Below are 12,984 nucleotides of genomic sequence, written 5' to 3' on the forward strand. Positions count from 1 at the left end.
GCTCCCACAGGTTTTTCGGTCAGGCTCAAGATCGTGTGAATCTAAGCCTCCCAGCCCGCCCCACTGACCGCCGCTTGCGCCAGTGGGTGCAAGTCTGCCCCCTGATGCGCTGTCTGCCAGGCCAGCAACTCCTTGCGCATGCCGGGCGTCCAGTACATCTGCAAATGATTACGCACGCCGAGCACGGCCTGTTGCTGGTCCGGTTGGCTGGCGAAGTACTGGGCGATCTGGTTGGCCATTTTGATCAGATTGTCAGTGCTCATCGGCGTACCTCGGCTTTAGTGCCACGCGCCTGACGGCGTTCGTCGAGCAGGCGTTGTTGGTTGTCACTGAATTCCTGATAGCGTTTTTGCCACTCGGAAGGGTGGTAGACGCGGCTGACTTCCACGGCGGTGACCTTGTACTCCGGACAGTTGGTGGCCCAGTCGGAGTTGTCGGTGGTGATGACGTTGGCCCCCGATTCAGGGAAGTGGAACGTGGTGTACACCACGCCCGGGGCGACTCGTTCGGTGACCCGCGCACGCAGTACGGTCTGGCCGGCGCGGCTGCCGATGCCGACCCAGTCGCCTTCGTTGATGCCACGGCTCTCGGCGTCGGTCGGGTGGATTTCCAGACGGTCTTCGTCGTGCCAGGCGACGTTGTCGGTACGCCGCGTCTGGGCGCCGACGTTGTACTGGCTGAGGATGCGCCCGGTGGTCAGCAGAAGAGGGTAGCGATTGTTGACCTTCTCCTCGGTGGGCACGTAGCCGGTGAGCATGAAGCGCCCCTTGCCGCGCACGAATTCCTCGATGTGCATGGTCGGCGTGCCGTCCGGTGCTGCGGCGTTGCACGGCCATTGCAGACTGCCGTGGCGATCCAGTTCGGTGTAGCTGACGTTGGTGAAGGTCGGCGTCAGGCTGGCGATTTCATCCATGATTTCCGACGGATGTTTGTAGTTCATCGGGTAACCCAGGGCATTGGCCAGGGCCACCGTGCCTTCCCAGTCGGCCTTGCCGCCCAGCGGCTCCATGACCTTGCGCACCCGGGAGATACGCCGTTCGGCGTTGGTGAAGGTGCCGTCTTTTTCCAGGAACGAGCTGCCCGGCAGGAACACGTGAGCGAACTTGGCGGTTTCGTTGAGGAAGATGTCCTGCACCACCACGCATTCCATGGCCGACAGCGCCGCGGTAACGTGCTGGGTGTTCGGGTCGCTCTGGGCAATGTCTTCGCCCTGGCAATACAAGCCCTTGAAGCTACCTCCCAAGGCCGCCTCGAACATGTTGGGAATGCGCAGGCCCGGGTCGGGTTGCAGAGTGACGTTCCACGCCTGTTCGAACTGCGCCCGCACCACTTCGTTGGAGATGTGTCGGTAGCCGGGCAGCTCGTGGGGGAAGGAGCCCATGTCGCAGGAACCCTGAACGTTGTTCTGCCCACGCAGCGGGTTCACGCCCACGCCTTCGCGGCCGATGTTGCCGGTGGCCATGGCCAGGTTGGCGATGCCCATGACGGCGGTGCTGCCCTGGCTGTGCTCGGTGACGCCCAGGCCGTAGTAGATCGCCGCGTTGCCGCCGGTGGCATACAGACGAGCGGCGGCACGGATGTCGGCAGGTTCTACACCGCAGATGGCGCCAAGGGCTTCCGGCGAGTTTTCCGCGCGGCTGACGAACTCGCTCCAGTGGGCGAAATCCGTTCCTTCGCAACGGGCGTCGATGAAGGGCTGATTGAGCAGGCCTTCGGTGACGATGACGTGGGCCAGGGCGTTGAGCATGGCAACGTTGGTGCCCGGACGCAGGGCCAGGTGCAGTTCGGCGCGGGCATGCACCGAGTCCACCAGATCAATGCGCCGTGGGTCGATGACGATCAGCCGCGCGCCTTCACGCAGGCGGCGTTTGAGCTGGGAGGCGAACACCGGGTGGGCGTCGCTGGGGTTGGCCCCCATCACCAGAATCACGTCGGCCTGCATCACCGAGTCGAAACTCTGGGTGCCGGCGGACTCGCCCAAGGTTTGTTTCAGGCCATAGCCGGTCGGCGAGTGGCAGACCCGCGCGCAGGTGTCGACGTTATTGTTGCCGAAGGCGGCGCGCACCAGTTTTTGCACCAGATAGGTTTCTTCGTTGGTGCACCGGCTGGAGGTGATGCCACCAATGGAATCGCGGCCATATTTTTGCTGCAACCGACGGAATTCGCTGGCGGCGTAGGTCACCGCTTCATCCCAGCTGACTTCCTGCCAAGGGTCGTTGATGTTTTTGCGGATCATCGGTTTGGTGATGCGATCCGGGTGGGTGGCGTAGCCCCACGCGAAGCGCCCTTTGACGCAGGAGTGGCCGTGGTTGGCCTGGCCGTTCTTGTCTGGAACCATGCGCACCAGTTGGTCGCCTTTCATCTCGGCGCGGAACGAACAGCCCACGCCGCAATAGGCGCAAGTGGTGATTACGCTGCGTTCGGGCTGGCCCAGTTCGACCACGCTTTTTTCCATCAGCGTCGCGGTCGGGCAGGCTTGCACACAAGCACCACAGGACACGCATTCCGAGTCGAGGAAGTTCTCGCCCCCTGCGGCCTCGACCCGGGATTCGAAACCGCGCCCGGTAATGGTCAGGGCAAAGGTGCCCTGGGTTTCTTCGCAGGCACGCACGCAGCGGTTGCAGACGATGCACTTGCTCGGGTCGTAATCGAAATACGGGTTGGAGGTGTCCTTCACATCGGCCAGATGGTTCTCGCCTTCATAGCCGTAACGCACCTCCCGCAGGCCGACCTGGCCCGCCACGGTTTGCAGCTCGCAGTTGCCATTGGCCGAGCAGGTCAGGCAGTCCAGCGGATGATCGGAGATGTACAGCTCCATGACGTTACGGCGCAGGGTCGCGAGCTTCGGCGTCTGGGTGTGCACGCTCATGCCTTCGCTGACCGGCGTGGTGCAGGACGCGGGGTAGCCGCGCATGCCATCGATCTCCACCAGGCACATGCGGCAGGAGCCGAAGGCTTCCAGGCTGTCGGTGGCACACAGTTTGGGAATGGTGGTGCCCAGCAGTGCGGCGGCGCGCATCACCGAGGTGCCTTCGGGCACGCTGATGCTGCGGCCGTCGATGTTCAGGGTCACCTGCACGTCGCTGTCGCGGGCTGGAGTGCCAAGATCGATATCGGTTTTCGGGTCGAAGAGAGTGATCATTGGTCGGCCTCCGAGGCTTGCAGACCGAAGTCGGCGGGGAAGTACTTGAGGGCGCTGGCGACCGGAAAGGAAACCATGCCGCCCAACGCGCACAGCGAACCGTATTGCAGGGTGTCGCACAGGTCCTTGAGGATGATCACCTGTTCATCGCGACCGTTCTGGTCAGGCGCGGCCAGCAGACGGTCGATTACCTCAACGCCACGGGTCGAGCCGATGCGACATGGGGTGCATTTGCCACAGGATTCCTCGGCACAGAACTGCATGGCGAAACGCGCCATGTGGGCCATGTCCAGGCTGTCATCAGCCACCACCACACCACCGTGACCGAGCATCGCGCCGATGGCGGCGAAGGCTTCGTAATCCAGCGGCGTGTCGAATTGACTTGGTGGCACCCAGGCGCCGAGGGGACCACCGACTTGAGCGGCCTTCAGCGGCCGGCCACTGGCGGTCCCGCCGCCGTAGTCTTCCACCAGTTCCCGCAGCGTCAGGCCAAAGGCCCGTTCCACCAGACCGCCGTGACGAATATTGCCCGCCAGCTGGAAGGGCATCGTGCCCAGGGAACGGCCCATGCCGTAATCGCGATAGAACTGCGCACCCTTGGCCAGAATCAACGGCACTGAGGCCAGGGTCAGCACGTTGTGCACCAAGGTTGGCAGGCCGAACAGGCCCTTCAAGGCGGGGATCGGTGGCTTGGCACGGACGATCCCGCGCTTGCCTTCAAGCGAGTCCAGCAGCGCAGTTTCCTCACCACAGATGTAAGCGCCGGCACCGACGCGCACTTCCATATCGAAGGCCTGGCCGCTGCCGCCGACATTGGCTCCCAGGTATCCGGCGGTCCGAGCAATGTTCAGCGCTGCACGCAGTGTGGCCACGGCATCCGGATATTCCGAGCGCACATAGATGTAGCCGTAAGTGGCGCCGACAGTGATGCCGGCAATGGCCATGCCTTCGATCAGCAGGAAGGGGTCGCCTTCCATCAACATGCGGTCGGCAAAGGTGCCGGAGTCGCCTTCGTCGGCGTTGCACACAATGTATTTCTGCGCCGCTTGAGTAGCTCGCACCGTGCGCCATTTGATCCCGGCCGGGAACGCCGCGCCGCCACGGCCGCGCAGGCCTGAATCGAACACTTCCGTCGCGGTCTGCTCGCCGCCCACGGCGATGGCCCGGGTCAAACCCTCGAAGCCACCGTGGGCCCGGTAATCATCCAGGGACAACGGCTGGGTAATGCCGGCGCGGGCGAACAGCAGGCGTTGTTGAGTCTTGAGATAAGGCAGTTCTTCCACCAGGCCCAAGGCCAGTGGGTGCGAGGACGGATCACCGTGCAGCGCGTCGAGCACGGATGGCACATCGGCAACGGTCAGCGGGCCGAAGCCGATACGGCCTTGCGGAGTGTCCACTTCCAGCAATGGTTCCAGCCAATACAGGCCGCGAGAACTGGTGCGTTGCAGGTCCTGGCTGGCAAGGGCCAACGCCACCTCATCGGCACCTACGGCACGGGCCAGCGAATCACAAGATAGATAGAGGCTCATACGTCCTCCCGGCAAGCATCAAGTAGCGCATCCAGACGCTCGGCACTCAGCCGCGCATGAACCCGGCCATCCAGCTCCAGAGCGGGTGAACAGGCGCAGGCGCCGAGGCAATACACCGGCCGCAAACTGATGCTGCCATCGGCGCTACTGCCGTGGTCGTCCAGTTGCAGACGTTCGCGCAACTGCGCCGCGAGCTGCTCGGCGCCGCGACTCTTGCACGACTCGGCGCGGCACAGCCGCAGGATATGCCGGGCCGGCGGCGCAGTACGGAAGTCATGGTAAAAGCTGATCACCCCGCGAACCTCGGCCTGACTCAGGTTTAGCGCGTGGGCAATCTCGGGGATGGCGGCATCGGGGATGTAACCGATACCCTCCTGAATCTCATGAAGAATCGGCAACAGTGCGCCAGCAGAGCTCTTGTGGCGCTCCAGCACGCTGTTGACCATTGGCAGGTGCAACATCTCATCAGGCATTCAGCATTCCTCACGGTCACGGACAAACCAGATGGTTGTCGGTCGTCCGAAAGTGTCGGCTGCGGCACTCACACCACGTCACGGTATCGTGGCAATTTCAGGCCGTTGGCCAGGGCACCCTGAGCGGGCATCTTGTTGGGCCCGGTGCGGTCTTTGCCGCACCTTTTATAGGGCATTGAGGCAGCTTGCCACGCTGCCTTTGATTCATCTGCACCAAAGCGACGTGTTCGATTCTGTCTACGACTACCTGTTAAGTCTAGAAGAGCGCAGGTCGAGGCGTTCGCTCACTGAGTATTTTTCAGGTAACCCGTGAGCGCGATGGGAGGGGTATCAAAATACTCACTTGGCGGGAAGGATCATCACCCACAACACCACCGTGGTCAGTGCCGCCAACACACTGCATGCTCCGGCGATCAAATGACGGATGACGGGGTATTCAGACTGCTTGAGCCGGGCGATCACCAGAAGCCAGGTTCCAACAAAGGCACCTAAAATCGCCATCAATGTATAGAACATGAATACAACGCCCCGTGCCGAGTTTCCTCCGGGGACAAACCATCTGCTGAACAGAATCAGCACCGCAATCCCGACAATAAAACTACCCACGGCACCCGCCAGGTTAGCGAGCCACAGATTCACAGTGCCACGGTTCCTCACCACCAAAATCCACATCCCCGCTGTCGCAGCGAAGAACACCAACAAGCCGATTAGCTGCATTCAATCCTTTTCCTTGTTAACAATGCCCCTGAAACTGCCGGTTTCTTTGATGAGATGAGGCGATGGAGGCACGATATCAAAATAATGGCTCTATGCTGAAGGGCCTGCAACCTTCGAAAGCACTGGGGGCTATGTGGCCGGTCACCACGGATACTCGGGTGATGAAGAGATGGCGGGCTGGAAAGAGATGTACTTGCGTCATGAAACGCCTTGAAACAGGTCAATACCATCTGTCTGCGGGTTACATATTTGCGCTTCGGGTCGTTGCGAATTTACCTCATAATCGCGCGCTCTTACCGTCGGTAGCTCTGCTTCTCGACTAATCTGTAGACGCAGCCACTAGACCTTTAATAGCCAAGGAGAAAGGCGATGCCAGATAACTGGAACCAGCATCAGTCGGATGCATCTGCCAAGGATGCTCTCGAACGTTTACTGGCCCTATCTGAATTGCCTGCAATCCTATGAGCCAAGCCGCCTTAGTCAATCCAAGCCTGCTCACATGGTCTCGTGAGCGCGCAGGCCTCTCCACTGAGCAGGTTGCTAAAAAGCTACCAGTGAAACCTGATCGAGTAGAGGAATGGGAGGCAGGCGAGACCAAGCCAACATTCCTTCAGGCTCAAAAGTGGGCGAGTCTCGCTCATGTCCCTTTCGGCTTCCTATTTCTTCAGCAGCCGCCCGTCGAACAACTGCCTTTACCTGATCTTCGGACTGTCGGTGGGATAGCTCCTCAACGCCCCAGTCTGGAACTGTTGGACACCGTCAGGGATTCCATGCGTAAGCAGGACTGGTACCTGGAGTATCTGCAACACCAGGAGCATCAGCCGCTGGCATTCGTCGGTCGCTTCAATAGCCGATCTCAAGTCGCTGAGGTGGTGGGCGATATCCGCCGGATCCTCGGCGTGAACCCTGACGTTGCTCGATTGGATTACGACAAATACAGCCGCGCCTTGATCGAGGCTGCAGAAGCGGCTGGAATTTTGGTTATGCGTAGTGGCATTGCGCTAGGAAATACTCATCGCAAACTTGAAGTTAGCGAGTTTCGGGGTTTTGCCATCAGTAATGCATACGCCCCTGTTGTATTTATCAACAGTTCCGACGCACCCACCGCCCGGCTGTTCACCTTGCTTCACGAGCTGGCCCACATCTGGATTGGCAGCAGTGGAGTGTCTGACGGAAACACCGCCAATGGTCGAGACGAGGAACGATTCTGCAATGCAGTTGCAGGTGAATTTCTGGCTCCCGAAGCCCAATTCCGAGCCTTGTGGAACGCAGATGTTAACTGGGAAGACAATTTAGCTCCGCTAGCCACTCGATTTCACATCAGTAAATTAGCTATCGGTCGCCGCGCCCTTGATCTGGGTTATATAAGCCAAGCACAGTACAGCGCTTACTATCGAATGATCCTCAAGGCTTTTCAGGATGATAAAGGTGGAGCGGGTGACTATTACCGTAACGCCACCGCGAAAAACAGCCCTCGCCTAAGCAAGGCAGTGCTGACTGAAGCAATGAGTGGCCGGATGCTGCTACGCGAGGCGGGAAATTTGCTCGGCGTGCAACCTGCTAAATTAAGGACTCTCGCCAACAAGATTACGGAATGAATCATTTACTCGACGCTAACACGCTGATCGAAGCAAAAAACCGTTACTACGGGATGGCTATCTGTCCTGGCTTTTGGCAGTGGTTACTACTTAAGAACAAAGCATTGGCTTTAGCCAGCATTGCACCTGTCATGGATGAGTTAACAAAAGGGCATGACGATCTGGCGGGTTGGGCGAAGGACAATTCTGATTTTTTTCACTCCACCACCGATCAGGATACGCAACTGGCATTCACGCAGGTTGCGGGATTTGTAGCTGATCAAGCGCATAAGATGAAAGTTGGCGCTATGGAAGAGTTTTTAGCGGGTGCTGACCCTTGGTTGATTGCGAAAGCAATGACTACAGGGGCTACAGTCGTTACTCATGAAGTGCTAAATCTCGATGCTAAGCGAAAGTTCATAATTCCCAATATTTGTAAGGAGCTGAATGTTCCTTTTTTGAATACGTTCGAGTTGTTGCATAGGCTTGAAGCAAGGTTTGTGTTACCTGCTTGAAAAAAAGTAACTTGCTCAAATCGTGTGGGCTTGAAATGTTTAGCAGGGTGAATGGAAATAAAACTGCCCCCTTTTCCGGTCAGATGGCCTGTCCCCTTTTTATGCAATTGTTTCTCCCGCACGACAACGCTACCCTTTGCGTCGTTTGGGATTTAAGTTTTTAACAGGAAAAATAATATGGATATTCAGCATTTCTATCCTTCAGCGCGCCGCTTTATAAAAATTGACGCGATCATACTGCTTTTTATTACCCCGCTTTTTGCTCATGCGGACATTACTGAGGAGGAGGCGACGGCTAACTGTCTTAAAATTAGTGAATACTCCGCCGAGGGCGAAAAGTATTACAAGCTTAAGCAATACGCCAAGGCTCGGGAGCAATACGAGCGACAGGTCGGCTGGTCGGAGAGTTGTCAGCTGGGTGAAGAGGCAGTTGCGATGGCCTACAATAACGTCGCTCTCACCTATGTACACGAAGGCAATTACCTTAAGGCCCGGGCATGGCTGAATATTCTTCCAAGCGACAAAAAGTCGATTTTCAACCTTGAAAAATTCAGTGGCGATATAAAAAACTCAGTAGAGAAACTGTCTGCTAAGTCAGAAGGGCAATATTGGCAATATGCCGGGGCTTCGTTATGGAGCACCATGACTATCAAGCCGCAGGGTCAGAAATACAAAGTTGATTTTCAGGGTTATTACGTTGGCCTGATGGCGATGTACTACGGTCCCAATATAGGTGAGTTTTCAACGGTGTTAGAGGTTGATAATGGCAAGGCTCAATACGTCATGAGCGGAGATGACGAAGGCGACTGCGTATACGACTTCGACATTAAAAATGATCTGCTCACTGTAAAGCGCACGGCAGGTGAGTGGTGCGGTTTTGGTCATAATGTGGGAGCTGAAGGCGTTTATAACAGGGTTGAGTTCTAGCAGCTTTCGGAATTCGCGAAGTTTGGCAAACAGTCGAAATTCAACGTAGTTGGTATGGCGTTTGTTCATCACACAAACAGCGGACGGATTTATTTTTTGATTTATTTTTTCCTGCTGTCAGTTCTAGTGTAGAGAAAAAATTTGTCCTCCCTTTTCTCCACGTCAGGCCGGTTCCCCAATACACCACCACTGTATTGCGACCTCATCGTCAGGTTGAGTTACGTCATGCCCGTGCTCGATGAAATGCGCTGGAGTGTGCAGGGCAAGAATATCACTGATCCGCTCTGGTTTAAGCGCGTTGGTTTCACCGAGAAAACCCAGATAATAGTCCCGGTCATAGAAGAGGGTGACTTCGCTCTGATGAACCCATGGCCACACCAGCAGACAAGCGACCCGGTAGTAACCCTGTGAGTGGTTGGCAGCGTTGGACAGGTGGCTAGCGGCTTCGAGCAGTTGCTGAATGCAGAAGGCCTGAACTTCGATCCTGGCTTGAGGGCCTTGGACCAAGGCCGCGTGCACCGGGATCTTCCAATGTGTGTAGCACTCCATGTGCGCGGATCGCGGGTGAAACTCATCGCGAAAACTGGAGGCCCAGCTTTCCAGAGCGCGAAGGCGGCGGGGAATGCCTCTGAGCGGTTTGTTGTTGAGGGCGATTTGCCTCATTGATACGTCCTTGTGATTTCGAAAAGGTCTTTCGTTGCTGTCTGCTGACGCAATTGAAAAGTGGGCAGATAGATTTCCATATTAGCCAAGACCCTAGCCAGCACTAGTCGGTGTAAAGGGTTACTAAACTTTGCCTCACCCGATCATTCACTGAATGTCTTTCAAGTAATCCTTAAGTGCGATGAGCGGCGCATTAAGCTGCTCCATTGTCCGCGCACTGCTGAAATCAGCTGACAACCGTCGCAGCTCCCGCCCCAGCGGCGTATCAGCCCCGCCTATAGCGTTCAGCGCCAACCCCACACAATGCGTCACCCTAAACTGAATCCCCTCAACATCCCCCCGTCGCACCAACAACCCAAACACCTCCCGCTCATAATCACTCATGATCGGATCATCCCGCAAAATCGGACTTTCACCTTCCGTCTCATAAGCCAGCTTGAAGGCGAAAAGGGCAACGGTTTCCAGTGGCAATTCCATTGTGTGAATCCTTGATTCGTTAGCGAGCGGTTTGGGGCTGCAGCACCGAAAAGACAAGATCAAAAGATCGCAGCCTTCGGCAGCTCCTACGGGGCGGCGGGGCGAGATCACTTTTCTACAGGCGAAAAAAAAGGCCTTGCAAAGCAAGACCTTTCTTAATTTTGGTGCCCCGAGGGAGACTCGAACTCCCACTCCTTTCGAAAACGGATTTTGAATCCGCCGCGTCTACCAATTCCGCCATCAGGGCTCAATGGCGGCGAAGTATAGAGATGAGATAACCGTTGGTCAATCAGGTGCATGGAGAATTTTTGATATTTCCGCTAGACTTCCCGGCCCTGCTAGACGAACCCCATCATGCGCGTTGCTGACTTTACTTTTGAGCTCCCTGATTCGCTGATTGCTCGCCATCCTTTGGCTGAGCGTCGCGGTAGTCGCCTGTTGACCCTGGACGGGGTCAGCGGCGCCCTGGCACACCGTCAATTCACTGATTTGCTCGAGCATTTGCGCCCGGGCGATTTGATGGTGTTCAACAATACCCGGGTGATTCCGGCGCGGCTGTTTGGCCAGAAGGCTTCCGGCGGCAAGCTGGAAATCCTGGTGGAGCGGGTGCTCGACAGTCATCGCGTGCTGGCGCATGTGCGTTCCAGCAAGTCGCCCAAGCCGGGGTCGAAGATCCTGATCGACGGCGGTGGCGAAGCCGAGATGCTGGCGCGTCACGATGCGTTGTTCGAGCTGGGGTTTGCCGAAGAGGTGTTGCCGCTGCTCGACCGTGTCGGGCACATGCCGTTGCCTCCTTATATAGATCGCCCGGATGAAGGCTCGGACCGGGAGCGTTATCAGACGGTGTACGCCGAGCGTTTGGGCGCGGTAGCGGCGCCGACGGCGGGGCTGCATTTCGATCAGCCGCTGATGGAGGCGATTGCCGCCAAGGGCATCGAGACTGCGTTCGTGACCTTGCACGTCGGCGCCGGCACCTTTCAGCCGGTGCGCGTGGAGAAGATCGAAGATCACCACATGCACAGCGAGTGGCTGGAAGTCAGTCAGGACGTGGTCGATGCCGTCGAAGCCTGCCGCGCTCGCGGTGGTCGCGTGGTGGCCGTGGGGACTACCAGCGTGCGTTCCCTGGAAAGTGCCGCGCGCGATGGCGTGCTCAAGCCGTTCAGTGGCGACACCGACATCTTTATCTATCCAGGCCGGCCATTTCATGTGGTCGATGCCCTGGTCACCAACTTCCATTTGCCCGAATCCACGCTGTTGATGCTGGTTTCGGCATTCGCCGGTTATCCCGAGACCATGGCCGCCTATAAAGCCGCCGTCGACAACGAATACCGCTTTTTCAGCTACGGTGATGCGATGTTTATCACCCGTAATCCCGCACCACGTGGCCCTGAGGAAACAGAATGAGTCGCACCAGTCGCATGTCTTTTGAGCTCCTTGCCACCGACGGCAAGGCTCGTCGCGGTCGTTTGACCTTCCCGCGCGGTACCGTCGAGACCCCGGCCTTCATGCCGGTGGGCACCTACGGCACGGTCAAGGGCATGCTGCCGCGGGATATCACCGCCACGGGCGCGGAAATCATTCTGGGTAACACCTTCCACTTGTGGCTGCGTCCTGGCACCGAAGTGATCAAGAAGCACGGCGACCTGCACGATTTCATGCAGTGGAAAGGCCCGATTCTTACAGATTCCGGCGGTTTTCAGGTGTTCAGCCTGGGCGCAATGCGCAAGATCAAGGAGGAGGGCGTGACCTTCGCCTCTCCGGTCGACGGCGCCAAAGTGTTCATGGGGCCGGAAGAGTCGATGCAGGTCCAGCGCGATCTGGGTTCGGACATCGTGATGATCTTTGACGAATGCACCCCGTACCCGGCTGACGAAGACGTCGCGCGGGTATCGATGGAGCTGTCGTTGCGTTGGGCCAAGCGTTCGAAAGAAGCCCATGGCGACAACACGGCGGCGCTGTTCGGCATCGTTCAGGGCGGTATGCACCAGGATCTGCGCATGCGCTCCCTGGAAGGCCTCGACAAGATCGGCTTCGATGGCTTGGCCATTGGCGGTCTGTCGGTGGGCGAGCCCAAGCACGAGATGATCAAGGTGCTGGATTACCTGCCGGGCCAGATGCCGGCTGACAAACCTCGTTACCTTATGGGCGTTGGCAAACCGGAAGATCTGGTTGAGGGTGTGCGCCGCGGTGTGGACATGTTCGATTGCGTGATGCCAACCCGTAATGCCCGCAATGGGCATCTGTTCATTGATACAGGCGTGCTGAAGATCCGTAACGCGTTCCATCGCCATGATGATTCGCCGCTGGATCCGACCTGCGATTGCTATACCTGCCAGAACTTCTCCCGTGCTTATCTGCACCATCTGGACAAGTGCGGCGAAATGCTGGGTAGCATGTTGAATACCATCCACAATTTGCGCCATTACCAGGTGCTTATGGCTGGTTTGCGCGAGGCTATTCAACAGGGTACATTGGCCGCCTTTGTCGATGCCTTCTACGCCAAACGCGGGTTACCTGTTCCGCCTTTGGACTGAGTTTTCTGACCCCAAGATTCAACATTTGCAACTGGAGTGCTAAATGAGCTTTTTTATCTCTAATGCCATGGCTGACGCTGCTGCACCTGCGGCAGGCCCAATGGGCGGCGGCTTTGAGTGGATTTTCCTGGTCGGTTTCCTGGTCATCTTCTACCTGATGATCTGGCGTCCACAGGCCAAGCGCGCCAAAGAGCAGAAAAACCTGCTGGGCAGCCTGCAAAAAGGTGACGAAGTTGTGACCACCGGTGGTATCGCCGGCAAGATCACCAAAGTGTCCGACGACTTCGTCGTTCTGGAAGTCTCCGACACCGTCGAAATGAAATTCCAGAAAGGCGCCATCGCCGCCACGCTGCCAAAAGGCACGCTCAAAGCGATCTAAGTTTCAACTTCTACTCAATCGACGGGGCGCGCAAGGCGCCCCGCGTCATAA

Annotated in this window: 13 protein-coding genes and 1 tRNA gene; 6 read left to right on the forward strand and 8 right to left on the reverse strand. The window is 57.5% G+C overall.

Annotated features, from left to right (window positions below):
* Window positions 1-41: 41 nt before the first annotated feature.
* The 5 genes from PMI30_RS03845 to PMI30_RS03825 all read right to left on the reverse strand — a co-directional run bounded on the left by PMI30_RS03845 (window position 42) and on the right by PMI30_RS03825 (window position 5,861).
* The gene (locus tag PMI30_RS03845; protein ID WP_008013989.1) at window positions 42-263 is read right to left on the reverse strand and encodes a formate dehydrogenase subunit delta; all 222 of its coding nucleotides are present in this window, start codon (window positions 261-263) and stop codon (window positions 42-44) included.
* Entirely contained in the window at window positions 260-3,142 is a 2,883-nt protein-coding gene (gene fdhF / locus PMI30_RS03840) for a formate dehydrogenase subunit alpha (protein WP_008013990.1), read from the reverse strand. The genes PMI30_RS03845 and fdhF overlap by 4 nt, the downstream gene beginning before the upstream one ends.
* A complete protein-coding gene (locus PMI30_RS03835) occupies window positions 3,139-4,671 on the reverse strand; it encodes a formate dehydrogenase beta subunit (protein WP_008013991.1) in 1,533 nt (510 codons plus the stop codon). Before PMI30_RS03835 ends, fdhF begins: the two co-directional genes overlap by 4 nt.
* Complete coding sequence (locus PMI30_RS03830; RefSeq protein WP_008013992.1) at window positions 4,668-5,144, reverse strand: formate dehydrogenase subunit gamma; 477 nt, start codon at window positions 5,142-5,144, stop codon at window positions 4,668-4,670. The genes PMI30_RS03835 and PMI30_RS03830 overlap by 4 nt, the downstream gene beginning before the upstream one ends.
* A 339-nt stretch (window positions 5,145-5,483) precedes the next feature.
* Window positions 5,484-5,861: a hypothetical protein gene (locus PMI30_RS03825; RefSeq protein ID WP_008013993.1), complete on the reverse strand. Its 378-nt coding sequence runs from the start codon at window positions 5,859-5,861 to the stop codon at window positions 5,484-5,486.
* A gap of 461 nt (window positions 5,862-6,322) precedes the next feature.
* On the opposite strand from PMI30_RS03825, the gene PMI30_RS0129990 reads away from it, so the two are divergent.
* From PMI30_RS0129990 to PMI30_RS03815, 3 genes are all read left to right on the forward strand, one after another.
* Window positions 6,323-7,459, forward strand: a complete 1,137-nt coding sequence (locus tag PMI30_RS0129990) for an ImmA/IrrE family metallo-endopeptidase (RefSeq protein WP_032836214.1) — start codon at window positions 6,323-6,325, stop codon at window positions 7,457-7,459.
* Window positions 7,456-7,953, forward strand: coding sequence for a DUF4411 family protein (locus PMI30_RS03820; protein ID WP_008013995.1), 498 nt, complete (start codon window positions 7,456-7,458; stop codon window positions 7,951-7,953). Before PMI30_RS0129990 ends, PMI30_RS03820 begins: the two co-directional genes overlap by 4 nt.
* A 177-nt stretch (window positions 7,954-8,130) precedes the next feature.
* A complete protein-coding gene (locus PMI30_RS03815) occupies window positions 8,131-8,880 on the forward strand; it encodes a tetratricopeptide repeat protein (protein ID WP_008013997.1) in 750 nt (249 codons plus the stop codon).
* A 162-nt stretch (window positions 8,881-9,042) separates the two neighbouring features.
* Here the strand turns inward: PMI30_RS03815 and PMI30_RS03810 are convergent, their stop codons facing one another.
* From PMI30_RS03810 to PMI30_RS03800, 3 genes are all read right to left on the reverse strand, one after another.
* Window positions 9,043-9,543: a DUF3916 domain-containing protein gene (locus PMI30_RS03810; protein ID WP_008013998.1), complete on the reverse strand. Its 501-nt coding sequence runs from the start codon at window positions 9,541-9,543 to the stop codon at window positions 9,043-9,045.
* 147 nt (window positions 9,544-9,690) lie between these two features.
* Window positions 9,691-10,020 carry a hypothetical protein gene (locus PMI30_RS03805; RefSeq protein WP_008013999.1) on the reverse strand — a complete coding sequence of 110 codons (330 nt, stop codon included), beginning with the start codon at window positions 10,018-10,020 and terminating at the stop codon, window positions 9,691-9,693.
* 162 nt (window positions 10,021-10,182) lie between these two features.
* Window positions 10,183-10,267: transfer RNA gene (locus PMI30_RS03800), tRNA-Leu, on the reverse strand.
* A 107-nt stretch (window positions 10,268-10,374) separates the two neighbouring features.
* Here PMI30_RS03800 and queA point away from each other — a divergent pair.
* From queA to yajC, 3 genes are read left to right on the forward strand one after another with little or no spacing between them, the layout of a single operon-like run.
* The gene (gene queA, locus PMI30_RS03795; protein WP_008014000.1) at window positions 10,375-11,424 is read left to right on the forward strand and encodes a tRNA preQ1(34) S-adenosylmethionine ribosyltransferase-isomerase QueA; all 1,050 of its coding nucleotides are present in this window, start codon (window positions 10,375-10,377) and stop codon (window positions 11,422-11,424) included.
* A 14-nt stretch (window positions 11,425-11,438) separates the two neighbouring features.
* Window positions 11,439-12,554, forward strand: a complete 1,116-nt coding sequence (gene tgt / locus PMI30_RS03790) for a tRNA guanosine(34) transglycosylase Tgt (protein WP_162130615.1) — start codon at window positions 11,439-11,441, stop codon at window positions 12,552-12,554.
* A gap of 43 nt (window positions 12,555-12,597) precedes the next feature.
* Window positions 12,598-12,933 carry a preprotein translocase subunit YajC gene (gene yajC / locus PMI30_RS03785; RefSeq protein ID WP_008014002.1) on the forward strand — a complete coding sequence of 112 codons (336 nt, stop codon included), beginning with the start codon at window positions 12,598-12,600 and terminating at the stop codon, window positions 12,931-12,933.
* Window positions 12,934-12,984: the final 51 nt, after the last annotated feature.

The organism is Pseudomonas sp. GM50 (assembly GCF_000282375.1).
In the GTDB taxonomy this organism is placed as follows: domain Bacteria; phylum Pseudomonadota; class Gammaproteobacteria; order Pseudomonadales; family Pseudomonadaceae; genus Aquipseudomonas.